Source organism: Streptomyces sp. NPDC050997 (assembly GCF_040660135.1).
In the GTDB taxonomy this organism is placed as follows: domain Bacteria; phylum Actinomycetota; class Actinomycetes; order Streptomycetales; family Streptomycetaceae; genus Streptomyces.
In genome coordinates this window covers 45,050-60,064 of the sequence record NZ_JBFAGK010000020.1, presented here as the reverse complement: position 1 = coordinate 60,064, position 15,015 = coordinate 45,050, and the positions used below count along the sequence as shown (strand labels likewise).

The 15,015-nt window shown below is 70.0% G+C and carries 14 protein-coding genes and 1 pseudogene; 6 read left to right on the top strand and 9 right to left on the bottom strand.

What is annotated here, in order from left to right; genetic code table 11:
* Window positions 1-127 precede the first annotated feature (127 nt).
* The 4 genes from AB0H86_RS34060 to AB0H86_RS34045 all read left to right on the top strand — a co-directional run bounded on the left by AB0H86_RS34060 (window position 128) and on the right by AB0H86_RS34045 (window position 3,821).
* A complete protein-coding gene (locus AB0H86_RS34060; RefSeq protein WP_362447785.1) occupies window positions 128-1,303 on the top strand; it encodes a trypsin-like peptidase domain-containing protein in 1,176 nt (391 codons plus the stop codon).
* A 29-nt stretch (window positions 1,304-1,332) separates the two neighbouring features.
* Window positions 1,333-1,533 (top strand): hypothetical protein, encoded by a 201-nt coding sequence (locus tag AB0H86_RS34055; protein ID WP_362447783.1) that lies wholly within the window; start codon window positions 1,333-1,335, stop codon window positions 1,531-1,533.
* 105 nt (window positions 1,534-1,638) lie between these two features.
* Window positions 1,639-2,370, top strand: a complete 732-nt coding sequence (locus AB0H86_RS34050; protein WP_362447780.1) for a response regulator transcription factor — start codon at window positions 1,639-1,641, stop codon at window positions 2,368-2,370.
* Window positions 2,367-3,821, top strand: coding sequence for a HAMP domain-containing sensor histidine kinase (locus AB0H86_RS34045; protein ID WP_362447777.1), 1,455 nt, complete (start codon window positions 2,367-2,369; stop codon window positions 3,819-3,821). Before AB0H86_RS34050 ends, AB0H86_RS34045 begins: the two co-directional genes overlap by 4 nt.
* 6 nt (window positions 3,822-3,827) lie before the next feature.
* Here the strand turns inward: AB0H86_RS34045 and AB0H86_RS34040 are convergent, their stop codons facing one another.
* From AB0H86_RS34040 to AB0H86_RS34000, 9 genes are all read right to left on the bottom strand, one after another.
* On the bottom strand, window positions 3,828-4,226 hold the full coding sequence (locus AB0H86_RS34040; RefSeq protein ID WP_362447774.1) for a hypothetical protein: 399 nt from the start codon (window positions 4,224-4,226) through the stop codon (window positions 3,828-3,830).
* Window positions 4,223-4,510: a hypothetical protein gene (locus tag AB0H86_RS34035; RefSeq protein ID WP_362447771.1), complete on the bottom strand. Its 288-nt coding sequence runs from the start codon at window positions 4,508-4,510 to the stop codon at window positions 4,223-4,225. The genes AB0H86_RS34040 and AB0H86_RS34035 overlap by 4 nt, the downstream gene beginning before the upstream one ends.
* A gap of 91 nt (window positions 4,511-4,601) precedes the next feature.
* Window positions 4,602-5,606 carry a hypothetical protein gene (locus AB0H86_RS34030; protein ID WP_362447768.1) on the bottom strand — a complete coding sequence of 335 codons (1,005 nt, stop codon included), beginning with the start codon at window positions 5,604-5,606 and terminating at the stop codon, window positions 4,602-4,604.
* Window positions 5,607-5,660: 54 nt separating this feature from the next.
* Complete coding sequence (locus tag AB0H86_RS34025) at window positions 5,661-6,170, bottom strand: SigE family RNA polymerase sigma factor (RefSeq protein ID WP_362447765.1); 510 nt, start codon at window positions 6,168-6,170, stop codon at window positions 5,661-5,663.
* A 135-nt stretch (window positions 6,171-6,305) separates the two neighbouring features.
* A complete protein-coding gene (locus tag AB0H86_RS34020) occupies window positions 6,306-7,490 on the bottom strand; it encodes an ABC transporter permease (protein ID WP_362448150.1) in 1,185 nt (394 codons plus the stop codon).
* An 86-nt stretch (window positions 7,491-7,576) separates the two neighbouring features.
* Window positions 7,577-8,296 (bottom strand): ABC transporter ATP-binding protein, encoded by a 720-nt coding sequence (locus AB0H86_RS34015; protein ID WP_362447762.1) that lies wholly within the window; start codon window positions 8,294-8,296, stop codon window positions 7,577-7,579.
* Window positions 8,296-9,651: a peptidoglycan-binding protein gene (locus AB0H86_RS34010; protein ID WP_362447760.1), complete on the bottom strand. Its 1,356-nt coding sequence runs from the start codon at window positions 9,649-9,651 to the stop codon at window positions 8,296-8,298. Before AB0H86_RS34010 ends, AB0H86_RS34015 begins: the two co-directional genes overlap by 1 nt.
* A gap of 201 nt (window positions 9,652-9,852) precedes the next feature.
* Complete coding sequence (locus AB0H86_RS34005) at window positions 9,853-10,839, bottom strand: hypothetical protein (RefSeq protein ID WP_362447757.1); 987 nt, start codon at window positions 10,837-10,839, stop codon at window positions 9,853-9,855.
* A gap of 158 nt (window positions 10,840-10,997) precedes the next feature.
* Window positions 10,998-11,399, bottom strand: coding sequence for a hypothetical protein (locus tag AB0H86_RS34000; protein ID WP_362447754.1), 402 nt, complete (start codon window positions 11,397-11,399; stop codon window positions 10,998-11,000).
* Between the two features lie 397 nt (window positions 11,400-11,796).
* On the opposite strand from AB0H86_RS34000, the gene AB0H86_RS33995 reads away from it, so the two are divergent.
* Both AB0H86_RS33995 and AB0H86_RS33990 read left to right on the top strand, forming a co-directional pair.
* Window positions 11,797-12,759 carry an aminoglycoside phosphotransferase family protein gene (locus tag AB0H86_RS33995; RefSeq protein WP_362447751.1) on the top strand — a complete coding sequence of 321 codons (963 nt, stop codon included), beginning with the start codon at window positions 11,797-11,799 and terminating at the stop codon, window positions 12,757-12,759.
* 121 nt (window positions 12,760-12,880) lie between these two features.
* A pseudogene (locus tag AB0H86_RS33990) lies at window positions 12,881-14,948 on the top strand (pectinesterase family protein).
* The last annotated feature ends 67 nt before the right edge of the window (window positions 14,949-15,015 follow it).

Genomic DNA, 15,015 nt, shown 5'->3' with positions numbered 1-15,015 from the left:
TCTGAGGGCTCTCTGAGAGAGCCCCGCAAGCTGCCAGACGCGTCTTTATATCGGACGAACGAGGTTCTGGCGTGCTTCTCAGGGAGCACTCAGCGGGCTCTCATGGTCGGCGGACAAGCTGAGTGTCATGACCGAGAGCTTCCGCCGCAGCGGCGAGTACGAGAACCCCGAGCACCCCCAGGGTCACGGCGAGCAGGCCGCGTACCCCCAGCAGCAGTACTCCCCCTCTCCCGTGAACCCGGTGAACCCCGAGTGGCCGCCGCCCCCGCCGGCCCAGGCGCCCGCGCCGGCCGGGTTCGCGACCGAGGGTGCGTACGGCGGTGGGCACGGTGGCGGGCACGGTGGTGACGGCGGCGGCGGTACGGCCGTGATGACGGCGGTTCCGGCCGGGCCGGCTCCCGCCGCGGCCCACAAGAAGCGCACCCGCGGTCCGCTCGCCCTGCTGGCCGCCGTGGCGATCGTCGCCGCGGCGATAGGCGGCGGAACCGCGTACGGCATCCAGGAGTTGACCGGCAACGACACGGCCACCTCCAGCAGCACCAGCACGACCGTGGTGCCGTCCTCCGCCAAGGGCACGGTCTCCGGGGTGGCCAAGGCGGTCAGCCCGAGCATCGTCGAGATCAACGCCACCTCGAACGCGGGCGAGTCCACCGGCTCCGGCGTGGTCATCACCAGCGACGGCGAGATCATCACCAACAACCACGTCATCTCGGGCGCCACCTCGATCAAGGCGAGCACCAGCGACGGCAAGACCTACACCGCGAAGGTCGTCGGCACCGACAGCAAGAAGGACCTGGCCCTGATCAAGCTGGAGAACGTCTCCGGCCTGAAGACGGCCACCCTCGGCGACTCCAGCGGCGTCCAGGTCGGCGACACGGTCGTGGCGATCGGCTCCCCCGAGGGCCTGACCGGCACCGTCACCAGCGGCATCGTCTCCGCCCTGGACCGCGACGTCACCGTCTCCACGGACGAGAGCCAGCAGCAACAGCAGCAGGGCGGCGGCGACGGCCAGTGGCCGTTCGAGTTCGGCGGCCGGGAGTTCAACGGCGACACCGGCTCGTCCACCACCACGTACAAGGCGCTCCAGACGGACGCCTCGCTCAACCCCGGCAACTCCGGCGGCGCGCTGATCGACATGAACGGCAACATCGTCGGCATCAACTCGGCGATGTACTCGGCCGCTTCCGGATCGTCCTCGTCCTCGTCCGCCGCGGGCAGTGTGGGCCTCGGCTTCGCCATCCCGATCAACACCGTCAAGGCCGACCTGGCCACGCTGCGGGCCGGCGGCTCCGACAGCAACTGACCCCACACCGAGTCCCTAGGGAGTACGTCATGATCAAGCAGGTTTCGCACACGGTGGTCGATACCGACCCGGCCGCATTCGCCCTGGCCCTTGAGGTGGCGTACGAGCTGCACGAGCCGGTGCCGCGGGCTCCGGAGCTGGCGCGGTTGGCGCAGCCGGCGCTCGCCCACGGCACGGGTCGCCGCGCGAAAGCCGCCACCCGCGGACGGCGCCGCACCGTACGCGGCTGATCCCACCCGACTCTTCCTTCAGCACCAGCCGGGAACCGTGCGAGGCTGAAAGCGTTCATCCCTGTCAGCCCCGTTTGTTCCACCGCACCCGAGGAATCCACGCCCATGAGCCCCGCCGAAGGCGACCGTGACACCCAGCGCATCCTGATCGTCGACGACGAGCCGGCGGTACGCGAGGCGCTCCAGCGCAGCCTCGCCTTCGAGGGCTACGACACGGAGGTCGCCGTCGACGGCGCGGACGCCCTGGAGAAGGCGACCGCGTACCGGCCCGACCTGGTGGTCCTGGACATCCAGATGCCGCGCATGGACGGTCTGACCGCCGCGCGGCGCATCCGCGGAGCCGGCGACACCACGCCGATCCTCATGCTCACGGCCCGCGACACGGTCGGCGACCGAGTCACCGGGCTCGACGCGGGCGCCGACGACTACCTGGTCAAGCCCTTCGAACTCGACGAACTCTTCGCCCGCGTCCGCGCGCTGCTGCGGCGCAGCTCGTACGCGGCGTCCGGAGCGGGCGTGGAGCCGGACGACGCCCTCACCTTCGCGGACCTGCGCATGGACCTCGCGACCCGTGAGGTCACGCGGGCCGGGCGGCCGGTGGAACTGACCCGTACCGAGTTCACGCTCCTGGAGATGTTCATGGCGCACCCGCGCCAGGTCCTCACCCGTGAGCAGATCCTGAAGGCGGTGTGGGGCTTCGACTTCGAGCCGTCGTCCAACTCGCTCGACGTGTACGTGATGTACCTGCGCCGCAAGACGGAGGCGGGCGGCGAGCCGCGGCTCGTGCACACGGTGCGGGGTGTGGGGTACGTGTTGCGCCAGGGCGGCGCGGAGTGAGGAAGGTCGTACGCCGGTTCCGGTCCTTGCCGATCCGTTCCAGACTGGCGCTGCTGGTGGCGGCGGCGGTGGCGTTCGCGGTGGCGGCGGTCTCGGTCACCTGTTGGTTCATCGTGCAGGGGAAGTTGTACGGGGAGCTGAACAACGACTTGCAGTCGTCGATGCGCGGCATGCCGTCGGATGCGTTCGATCAGCTCACGAAGACGTGCCTCCAGGAACCGAGGTCGGACACGCTCGGCATGGGACGGCTCAAGAGCTACGCGCAGGTCGTCACGTCCGACGGCAAGGTCTGCCTCGTGAACGACTCCACGGCCCAGGTGAAGATCACCGACGGGGACAAAGCGGTGGCCAAGAACCCCGACCCCGACTCCGGCACCCTGCGCAACGGCACCGACAGCGACGGCAACGCGGTGCGCGTGCTGACCACCGCGGTCGTCATCAAGGACGGGCCCGTCGTGCGGGGCGTGGTCGCCGACTACGCCCTCGTCATCGCCGTCCCCCTCAAGGGAACCCAGTCCACCCTCAACGAACTGGCCCTGATCCTCCTCCTCGTCTCCGGCGTCGGAGTTCTCGGAGCCGGAGCCGCCGGCCTCGCCGTGGCCCGCGCCGGCCTGCGCCCCGTGGACAAGCTCACCGAGGCCGTCGAGCACGTCGCCCGGACCGAGGACCTGAGTATCCGCATCCCGGTGGAGGAGGACAGCGAGGATGAGATCGCCCGCCTCTCGCACTCCTTCAACTCCATGACCTCCGCCCTGGCCAGTTCCCGCGAACTCCAGCAACAGCTCATCGCCGACGCCGGCCACGAACTCCGCACCCCTCTCACCTCCCTCCGTACCAACATCGAACTCCTCACCCGCAGCGAGGAGACCGGCCGTCCCATCCCCGCCGCCGACCGCAAGGCCCTGCTCGCCTCGGTGAAGGCGCAGATGACCGAACTGGCCTCGCTGATCGGCGACTTGCAGGAGCTGTCCCGCTCAGCGGGGCAGCAGGGTGAGCGCGTCCAGGTGATCGCGCTGGAGGACACGGTCGAGTCGGCCCTGCTCCGCGCACGGCTGCGGGGGCCCGAGCTGACCATCACCGCCGACCTCGAGCCGTGGTACGTACGGGCGGAACCGGCCGCGCTGGAACGCGCGGTGGTCAACATCCTGGACAACGCGGTGAAGTTCAGCCCCGAGGGCGGCACGATCGAGGTCCAGCTGTACGAGGGTGTCCTGACGGTACGCGACCACGGCCCCGGCATCCCCGCCGAGGAACTCCCGCACGTCTTCGACCGCTTCTGGCGTTCCCCGAGCGCCCGCGCGCTACCGGGCTCGGGCCTCGGCCTGTCGATCGTCGCCCGCACGGTCCAACAGGTCGGCGGCGCCGTGACCCTGGCCCACGCGCGGGGCGGCGGCACGGTGGCGACGGTACGGCTGCCTGGGGCGGCGGCGCCGCCGCCGGAGGTGCCGTGACCGGGCTCAGTGGAAGCCGAGCATGCCCGGCGAGTCGATGTCGACGGTCAGGATGCCGGGGGGATAGACGCCCTCCCGGCCGGTCAAGATGATCGACATACCGCCGGTCTCAACATGGGGTGTCGCGATGCAGAGGGCGTGACAGATGTCAAAACCTCCCCAGCCGTCCCGGAACATCGCACCGACTGTTGCCGCCGCCGCCTGAGCGAGCGGGTTGACCAAGACGCCCGGAAGTGCGAGCACGTCGCTGGCGATCCCCTTCTCCGTTGACTCCGCGTACATCAGGCACATCGCCGGGATGTGCAGCCAGTCCCCCGGCGTGTGGGCGACGTTGTCTGCGAGGTGATGGAGGGCGCGGTGCCCTTGCGCGAGCGCGACCACCGCACTGGTGTCGAGAATGATCACGCGGCCCGGCCTCGCAGAGTGTGCATCTTCTCAGCGGCCACGGCGTACACGTTCGCCAGAACGTCCGGACCTTGGTCAAACTCTTCGTCGGTCAGTGTGCAGCCCATCCGCTCACGCAGCACCTTCCGGGTGGTGGCGACACGTTCGGCGATCTGCTCTGCGGTCAGTTGCTCAGCCGCCAATCGCTCGACGAGCTGCCCCAGGGTCATCCCCCGCTCCTTCGCCACCTGAGCAAGGTGGTCGCGGGCCTGCCGGGACACCTGGATGGTCGTGTTTTCTGCCATAACCAAACCATAGTCCCGCCACAACGTCGTACGTGCCCGTTGTCGCCCGTTCCACCCGAAGGTGCGCACCGACCGCCCGGCGTTGACGACGTCAGGAAACGCCCTTCGCCCCGTCGTTCACCGAAGGCTCCACCCACGCCTGCCATTCGGCGCTGCCCGCGATGTCGGTGAGCTGGGCCAGGGTCAGTGGCGGTGCGGTGACGTCCGCGGGGCCGCGCTTGGTGTCCGTGCTGTTGGACGTGACGACGACGATCCTGGTGCCGTCCTTGCGGAGAAGGTCGGCGGTACGGCGGGTCAGCGTGCCGGACTTCTCCTCGTAGCTGATCAGGACGGAGCCGTCGTCGAGGTTGCGTGCCCGGCAGGAGGCCAGGGTGACGCCGGTCTCCGCCCGGTCCGCGCAGGAGTAGAACGTCTGGAGCTCCGCCTCGGTCGCCGGCCGGAGCTTCTTGCCCGACCCGGCGGCCTCGTTCGCGGCCGCGGACTTGTCCGGTGCGGTCCGCCCGCTCTTGTCCTGCTCCCGCTGCCCGGACTTTCCGGCCGCCTCGCGTGCCGCGTCCTTGTCGAGCGCGTCGAACGCGGTGAGCTGGAAGGCACCCTGGAGACTGACCGTCGTCTCCGCCCGGCCCTGAATGAGCAGGCGCCCCCCGGCGCTGACCGAGTCCGCGCCCTCCTTGCCGTTCCACCACTGGTATCCGCTGGTCGTGGGCTTGCCGGGCAGCAGGTCCCGCAGGGTCGCGACGGCCGCCTCGCCGGTGACCGCGACCTTGCCCGCCGGTGCCGACGTCTGGGCGGCCGCCAGTGAGAAGTCCGGGATGGTCACGGTGGCGTCGGCGGCCTGGTTGTCCTTGCCGCTGCCCGCATCCCCCGGCATCACCCCGGCCAGGACGGCGCCGCCCGCGAGCCCTGTCGCCACGGTGAACACGGCCGCTCCCCACAGGGTCTGCCTACGCCTCCGCAGCCGTCGGCCACGGGCGAGCCCCCCGCTCACCAGATCCGTTGCCGGAGTGGGCAGTTCGTCGGCGTACGCGTCGAGCATGCTCCCCAGTCGGGGGCCGAACTCCCGCTCGTCCCGCTCCATCTGCCCCATGTTCTCCATGCGATTCCAGCCCTTCCCCACCGAAGTGGTGCCGCGGCGATGATGTGATGCCGGTCAGCGACCGGCGAGTACGTCGTGCTCGCCGCCCAGCGACGTACGAAGCGTCGACAGCGCCCGCATGCTGCGGATGCGCACGTTTCCGGCGCTCAGGCCGAGTTCCTCCGCGGTCTGCGCGACGCTTCTGTCCTCCCAGTAGCGCAGCACCACCACGGCCCGGTCCTGCGGCGACAACAACGCCAGCGCCTGCGTCAGCGCAAGCCGCAGGGCCGGGTCGTGGGTGGTGGCCGGCTGCTCCGGCAGCTCACCCACGGGTCTCTCGTACGTCCGATGCAGCCGGACATGCGAGAGATACGTGCGCATCAGGATGGTGCGCACATAAGCGTGCGGGCTGTCGGCCTTGCGGACCCGCCCCCAGGAGACGAACGCCTTGCCCAGGGTGGTCTGCACCAGGTCCTCCGCAAGATGCCAGTCACCGCAGACCAGCAGCGCGGCACGGAAGAGACGGGGGCTCACGGCCTGCATGAAGGCCTCGATCTCTTCCGACCGGTGTGACGACCTGGCCATGTGGGTTCCCCTCCCGGTAACGCGTCCGCGCTCACATGTCCTTGACGCTCCAGGCCTTCCGTCGCGTTACACCCGGGACCGAAAAAAGGCAGGCGCCCGGATACCGGGAGCCTGCCTCGCGGACGGTGGGTCGCGCTACCTGCGGAGCGCCTCGGCCGGTTGGATGCGTGACGCCCGCCAGGCCGGATAGAGGCCGGCGACCAGCCCGGTGACCAGCCCGATGGCCGGAGCCGCCGCGACCGTCGCGGGATGCACGACGGGAGTCCAGTCCCGGGCGATGGCGACCCCCACCACGGTCAGGGTGCCGAGGCTGGTGCCTATCAACCCGCCGAGCGCCCCCAGCGAACCGGACTCGGCGAGGAACTGGATGGTGATGTGGCCGCCCCGCGCGCCCAGGGCCCGCCGCAACCCGATCTCCCCGGTGCGCTCCAGCACGGCGACCAGGGTGGTGTTGGCGATCCCCACCGCGCCGATCACCAGGCAGATCGCCGCCAGCAGCAGGAAGAGCTGCTGGAGGTCGGACGTCACGTTCCCGCGCAGGGTCTTGGGGTCGGGCGGGGGCACCGCCTTGAAGTACTCGGGGTGATCGGGACGCAGCGCGGTGGGCGCCAGTCTCGCCACCTGCCGCGCGGCACCGATCTTCGTGGAGACCAGCATCTTGGCACCGCCCGCGGCCGGTTCGCCCCACATCTTCTCCGCCGTGGAACGCGGTACAACGACGGACAGGAGCAGATCGGCCTTGCGTTCCACGTCGTCGATGATCCCCACGATGGTGAACGGCTGCTCGCCGATGAACAGCGCCGGGCGCGTCTGCAGGGTGGTGATGCCCAGCCGGGCGGCCATTCCGGAACCGATCATGACCACGGGCTGAGCGGTCCGCTCCGCGTAGGCGTCGTAGATCCTGCCCTGTGCCACATGGGGTACGGCCGCCTCGACGGCACCTGGCGACGCGGCGACGATGTTGGACCGCTCCCCCATCGACGCGTCGCCGACCGGCGAGGACCTGATGGTGGCGTCGGTGTCCCGGGTGTCGACGGTCCAGTAGACCCCGGCGTGCTCGACCCCGCCGAGACGTTGGACGCGCGCGTCGGCGTCCTTGGGGAAGGCCAGGGGCACGAACTCGTTCTGCTCGATGCCGATGTCCTCGACGTTGACCTCGGTGGCGGTCAGTACGTTGAAGCGGGAGTCGATCTGGGACGACGTGGTGGCGGTCAGACCGAGGATCGCCACGAAGGTGCCGACGCCCAGGACAGTGCCGAGGGCGGTCAGCGCGGACCGGGCCGGACGCTGCAGCATGCCGGCCATGGACTCGCCGATCAGGTCCCGGGGCGCGAAGACGGAGGGTTCGACGGTCGTCGCTCGGTCACGTCGGGTGCGGAAGGTGAGCCGTCGGGGCTTGCGATGGGTCACACGGTCACCTGCTCACGCAGTACGCCGTCGCGGATGGTGACCGTACGCACGCCCCGTTCGGCCACGGCGGGGTCGTGGGTGATGACGAGGACGGTCATCCCCAGGGTGTGCAGTTGCTCCAGCAGGCCGAGGACGGACTCGGCGTTGCGGCTGTCCAGGTTGCCCGTCGGCTCGTCGCACAACAGGAGCGAGGGCCGGGACACCAGCGCACGGGCTATCGCCACGCGCTGCCGCTCGCCGCCGGACAGCCGGGTGGGCACGGCGTCCAGCCGGTGTCCGAGGCCGACCTGCTCCAGGGCGTCCTGGGCCCGTTGCCGGCGTTCCGTCCTGGGGGCGCCGTTGTAGACCATGGCCAGCTGGACGTTCTCCCGGGCGCTGCGGTGCGGCAGCAGATGGAAGGACTGGAACACAAAGCCGATACGGCGTCCGCGCAGTGCCGTGCGGTCCCCGTCCTTCAGCTTTCCGGTGTCGATGCCGTCCAGGAGGTACGTCCCCTCGGTCGGGGCGTCCAGCAGGCCCGCGATGTTCAGGAACGTCGACTTCCCCGAGCCGGAGGGGCCGATCACCGTCACGAACTCGCCCTGCTCGATGACCAGGTCGCAGGGCCGGAAGGCCGGCACGGGTGGGGGGCCGGGGTAGGTCAGGCCGACCCGGCGGAACTCGATCACCGGGGGCCGGGGGTGCGTGCCGGGTGCCGGCATCGTGCCGTTCGTCATCACTTGCCGCCCCCGGTACCGGAGTTGACGCCGGTGACGACCTTGTCGCCCTCGGCCAGTTCGGCCCCGGCGGCCGGTCTGACCTCCACGTAGCCGTCGCCGGTGGTGCCGGTCGTGACTTCCACCCGCCGCTGCCGGTCACCGGCCTCCAGGACGGTGACCACGGTTTTGCCGTCGGATCCGGCGGTGATCGCGGTCACCGGCACGACCAGTGCCCTGCCCTTGGTCGACGCGGCCTCGACGGTCAGCCGGACGTCCTGGCCCACGGTGTTCGACGGCAGGGCCTTGTCGGGTTCGACGACCACGAGGTAGCCCTGGGACTCGGCGCCCGCGTTCCCGCTGTCGGCGGCCCCGCCGCCCTGGGCCGGATCGGCCGTGGTCTGCTGCTGCCCGGCGGCCATGGTGTCCGCCACCGAACGGACCGAGGCGGTGACCTTGACCCCCGTCGTCTCGGACAGGATCTCGACCTTCTGCCCGACCCGGACGAGTCCCTTCTGGGATTCCTGGAGGTAGCCGTCGACCGCGAGTTTGCCGGCGGAGACTGTCATCACCTTGCCCGTGGGCGCGGATCCCAGCACGGCGTTCACGCTGTCCACCCGGGCCGGGAAGCCGGAGAGGTAGACGACCTCGGACGCGGGCAGCATGGGGCCGGCCGCCACCTGCGCCTCGGTGAGCCGGGTGCGGGCCCGTTCGAGGTCCTGCGCGGCACGGTCGACGGCCTTCTGCGTCTCCTCGTTGGAGGCGTCCTGCCGCGCGTCCTCGGCATCCTGCCAGGCGCGTTCGGCGGCGGTCACGGCATCCTGTGCGTCCTGGACGGTGGCGGTGCCCTCGGCCTGCGCGGAGACCGGGTTGTAGCCGATCGACGCGTAGAACGCGGTGAGCGCGGACTTGGTGCCGGCGCCGAACGTGCCCCGGGCGTCGCTGCCGGTGCCGTGCCCCAACGCGGCCAGCGCGGACTGGAGTTGGGTCACGTCGTCGCCGGTGGAGCCCGGCTTGAGGTCCCGGTAGACGGGCACGCGGCCCTTCAGCGCGAACACCGGGCGGCCGGAGATCTCCGCCAGGACCTGCCCGGCCTTGACCTCAGTGCCCACCGCCTTGGGCGCCTTGGTGACGACCGCGCCGGTCGTCCCCTCGCCGCTCGCGCCGGACGGGGCGACATCCACCGACTGCCCCGCGACCACGGTGCCGCGGATGATGACGGAGTCCTTGAGCACGCGGTTCTCCACCGGGGCCGTCAGAACGTCCTGCGGCGGCGGCTCGGCCTCGGCCGCCGCCTGCGCGGGCGACTTCACCACGAACGAGGCGGCGATCCCGGCGCCGGTCAGCAGGACCGCGGCCACCGCCACCGCGGCCACCCACTTGCGCTTCTGCGACAGCCCGGAGTCCGCGGCCCGGCGGGACGTAGAGGATGGTTCGGCTCGGCGGGACGTAGAGGATGGTTCGACTCCGCCGGACGTCTCGGACCCCGGCGTCGGGACGGACTGCTCTGCTTCGGACACTGCGACTCTCCGGGGCCGACTGGTTTTCTCTGTGGACGCGTTGCGGGGCACCGGGCGTTACAGAACCTCGGCCATCAACTTCAGCTGCTTCTCCTTCGTCTTCTTCACCTCGGCCAGCGCTTGCGCGTTCTGCTCGATCATCTGTTCCTGGTAAGCGGCGTCCACGGCGTACCAGGTGCCGATGACGTTGTACTTGGCCTTGCAGGCGACGTCGGCCGAGGCGACCTGCTTCTCCTTGGCGGTGGCGAGGGCGGCCTGCTGCCACTGCGTGTCGTCGTTGGCCTTCATCGGGTCGGCGTAGGTGTAGCCCTTCTCCTTCATGCAGGCCGACCACTTCCCGAAGACGGCCTTCACCCGCGCGTCCTCGTACGACTTGGCCCAGCTGTCGGTGTTGACCTTGTCGGCGACCGGCGGGGCGCCGTCCTTGGACGGCTCCTGGGCGGTCGAGTAGCCCAGCTTGGCCTTCGCCTCGCCGATACAGCCGCCCGCCGGAACCTTCTGGCCGTTGTAGTCCTGACCGCCCTTGGCCGCGGCCGAACCCGGCTTCACGTCCGGGTCGTTGGTGCCGTTGAGCACCATCGCGGCTGCCGGGGCCAGCTCCTGCGGCTTCGGCTTGCCCACCGCCTTCTCCGAGCCGGGCGGCTTGTACCCGTGGCCGGCCACGTCGTCGGCGTCCGTGGGGCCGTAGCGAAGCTGGGTGAGGCTCTTCGGTTCGAAGCCGGCCGTCTGCTCGGGGACCTGGTAGGCGATGCCGAACCTGGACATGCACCGTTGCCTGAGGGCGAGTTCGGCCTGCAGGATCTGCTTCCCCTCCTCGGGGCTGAGCAGGTACGCCTCGATCGGGAGGGACTTGTCCGTCACCGAGACCAGCTTCGGGATCGAGGAGACGTCGGGTGCGCCCGCGCCTGCGCCCGAGCCCGGCTTGTCCTCGTCCCCGGATCCGGAGTCGGAGGAACCGCAGCCCGCGATCCCGGACAGCGCCACGGCGGCGCACAGAACGGTCAGCGGGGCGGTGAAGCGACGGGTACGCATCGTGATGCTCATCCTTGGTTGGCTGTTCCGGTGCTGGTGACGGGGGCCGCCGTCCACTTCCGTGGCGGGCACTAGAATCCGGGCGCGGGGGTGCGCTGCCCAGCTGCATTGGGCAGCGCACCCCTTGCCTGTCGCGGTGACCCGGGCCTGGGCCCGTGTCGTGCGGCGGACTAGTTGTAGAACTTGCCGGACGCGTTGTCGTTCTTGAGCGTGGCGTTCAGGTTCGCCGCCCCGCCGGCCGGGATCGCCTGGGAGGCGCCGCCGTAGTTGCTGTTGAAGTACTGGCGGATGCCCCAGTCGAAGTCCCAGTTGTCCACCGAGGCGGTGTTGTTCTTCACCGCCACGCCGGCGCCGGCACTGCCGGCCGCACTGGCGCTGAAGTAGTAACCGGCGTAGTTGGGGATGTCGAAGTACTGGCGGTAGAAGGCCCCCTTGAAGTCGCTGTTGTAGTACAGGCAGGCGTAGCCCGTCGTGCAGTACTCGGCGGCACTGGCGGAGCCGGCCGTGCCGAGGGAGACACCGAAGCCGGCCAGAGCGACCGCTCCGGCGGTGGCCAGGGTTCTGATGCGCATGAAGTTCCCTTCGTAGGTTCATGCCGACATGACGCTCCGGACACCGCGGCGCGTTACAAAAACCGTGGCGCCCGCTGCGACCGGAACGTACCTAGCTCGAACGTCTGACTGAAAGGCGATAAGCGTGGGTGACCAAAAGCCGACCTTTGCCACCTTTTCCCTGACGCGGAGTCCCCGGACCGCCACCGATCCGCTGGCCAGCGCCACGGAATACGGATAAGGGGAAGACGGGAGGAGCCGGCCCAAATGTCCCCGATATCAGAAAAATACAGAATTAACGGGACAGTGGAACATATAATTCCACCCCACGTTCCTCAGCAAGCTTGTCTGGTTTCACCCACCACCACCGCCGACCGACCGGCACCCTGCGGGGCCCGCCGGCACGTAAGGTGCCCGGATGATCGCGGTACCGGAGACGTTCACGCGGAGCACCGTCGAGCGGGAGGGCGCGGCCGGGGCGGCCTGGTTGGCCGAACTGCCGGGCGTTGTCGAGGAGTTGCTGGGGCGCTGGGCGTGTGTGCCCGACGGTGAGGTCACGCACGGCGGCGTCGGCCTGATCGCTCCGGTGCGACGGCGTGGGTCGGGGACCGCCGCCGTACTGAAGGTGTCGTTTCCGCATCCGGGCAACGTGCACGAGCCGGACGCGTTCGCCGCGTGGGGCGGGCAGGGGGCCGTCCTGTTGTACGAGCGGGACGACGACCGGTTCGCGATGTTGCTGGAGCGGGCCGGCACGCGGACCCTGGCGGAGGCCGAGGCCGGCGACGAGGACGTGATCGTCAGTGTGGCCGGGCGCCTCAGCCGCCGGCTGGCGGTGCCCGCGCCGACCGGGCTGCCGCGGCTGCCCCGGTTACGGGAGCGGGCCGAGGCCTGGGAGGAGGAACTGCGCAGGGACGCGGGCGAGTTGCGGCACGAGCTGCCGGGACGGGTGCTCGACGCCGCCCTGGCGACCGTCCGCGAGCTGAGCCCGGCGCAGCCGGACCTCCTGGTCCACGGGGACCTGCACGCCCGGAACATCCTGTGCGCCGACCGGGAGCAGTGGCTGGCCGTCGATCCCAAGGGCTGTGTGGGAGACCCGGCCTACGACGGCGGCACCCTGCTCAAGTCGCGGGCGCTCGCGCTGCTGGAGGCGGACGACCTGGGCCAGGCCGTGCATCGCACCCTCGACGTGTTCGCGGAGGCGGCGGAGCTCGACCGGGAACGGGTCCGGCGCTGGGCCCAGTTCCACGCGGTGCAGGCCGCGTTCCACGGGCGTCGGCACGGGTTCCGGGTCGCCCGGGGCGGGGCACGGCTGGACTGGATCATCCGGTTCGCGGACGAGTTGGCGGGAGTGCTCACGCAGCACTCGCGGTACCGGCGCTGAGCCCTCGCAGGGCCCGCCCGCCCGGGTCGTGTCGTGTCGTGTCGGGAGCCCGGCAACGTTTCCGTCGTCGGCTGCGACTGCCAAGTGCCGGTACCCGCCCCCCACTTGATCGGACGCAGCCGTGAGCGAAATCCGCAGCAGGACCCGCCACCGCAGAAGGAAGACGGCGCTGGCGGTGAGTCTGCCTGTCGCACTGACCGCCGCAGGGACCATGGCGTTCGGCACTGACCTCGGTGCCTTCGGCGCGGACGCGCGGACCATGGCCTCCGCCGCCACGGTCGCCCCCGCCTGGGCGACCGCCACCGCCGACGGCTTCGCGTCCGTCGACGCGCTGGGCCAGAACGGCACGTACGGCGGCCGGGACGGCCAGACCGTCACCGTGAAGACCCTCGCCGACCTGGAGAAGTACGCGACCGCGCCCGAGCCGTACGTCATCGTCGTCGCGGCGACCATCACCATGAGTCCGGTCGGCAAAGAGATCAAGGTCCAGTCGGACAAGACCATCGTCGGCTCCGGCACCTCCGGGCACATCGTCGGCGGCGGTTTCTTCCTCGGCCAGGGCGTGCACAACGTCATCATCCGCAACCTGACGATCCGGGACGCCTACCAAGGCGTGTGGAACGACAAGGAGCACGACTTCGACGCCGTCCAGATGGACGGCGCGCACCATGTGTGGATCGACCACAACGACCTGCGGCACATGGCCGACGGACTCATCGACAGCCGCAAGGACACCACGTACCTGACGGTCTCCTGGAACAAACTGAGCCAGGAGAACAAGGCGTTCGGCATCGGCTGGACCGACAACGTCACCGCTGACATGACGATCCACCACAACTGGATCCGCGAGACGGAGCAACGCAACCCTTCCACGGACAACGTCGCCCACGCGCACCTCTACAACAACTACCTGGAGGACGAGGCGGGCACCTCCATCACCTCCTCGTACGGCAACTACTCGCGCGGCAGGACGAACATGGTCCTGGAGAACTCCTACTTCCAGGGCATGAAGAACCCGGTGACCCGCGACGACACGGCCACCGTCGTCCAGCGCGGCAACGTCTTCTCCGGCACCAGTGGCGACAACGAGAGCGGCGGCCCCGGTGCCGCGTGGGACCCGAAGACGTACTACGCGTACACGCTGGACAAGGCCGCCGACGTCCCGGCGCTCCTCAAGTCGGGCGCGGGGCCCCGCACTTCCATCGGTACGACGCCCACGACGAAGGCGGCCGCGGCCACCACCCTCACCGTCGCCAAGGACGGCAGCGGCCAGTACACGACCGTGCAGGCCGCCGTGAACGCCGTACCCGCGAACAACGCCGCGCGTCGTGATCGCCGTCAAGCCGGGCACGTACCGTGAGCTGGTCAAGGTCCCGTCCAACAAGCCGCACGTCACCATCCAGGGCACCGGCGGCAGCCGCAAGGACACCACGATCGTCTACGACAACGCGGCCGGTACGCAGAAGCCGGACGGCTCCGGTACGTACGGCACCGGCGGCAGCGCCAGTGTCGCCGTCGACGCGGACGACTTCCAGGCCCGCAACCTGACCATCTCCAACGACTTCGACGAGGCGGCCCACCAGGACATCGCCAACCAGGCAGTCGCCCTGCGCACCTCCGCCGACAAGGTGTTCCTCGACGGCGTCATCGTCAGCGGCGACCAGGACACCCTGCTGGTGGACACCGCGTCCAAGGACAAGCTGGGCCGCGTCTACATCGCCAACTCCTACGTCATCGGCAACACCGACTTCATCTTCGGCCGCGCCACCGCGGTGATCGACAAGTCCGTCATCACCCTGAAGAAGCGCTGGAACGGCACCTCGGCCGGCTATGTCACGGCCCCCAGCACGGCCGCGAACCGCAAGGGCATCCTGATCGCCAACTCCACGGTGAACGGTGACGTGTCCGACCGGAGCTTCTTCCTCGGCCGCAACTGGCACGCGGGCGGCGACGCGACCCTCGACCCGCAGACCACCGTCCGCAACACCTCCCTCAGCGCGGCGATCAAGACCACTCCCTGGTCCGACATGGGCGGCTTCTCCTGGAAGGACGACCGCTTCGCCGAGTACAAGAACACCGGAGCGGGCGCGGGCGCCGCGAGTTCCGACCGCCCCCAGCTGACCGACGCCCAGGCCACCGGCCAGGAGGTCGCCGACTGGCTGGCCGACTGGACCCCCACGGCCTCCTGACCCGACGGCTTCCTGACACCACGGCTTCCTGACACCGACGCCCGACTGACACCCGTCGCTCCCTCAA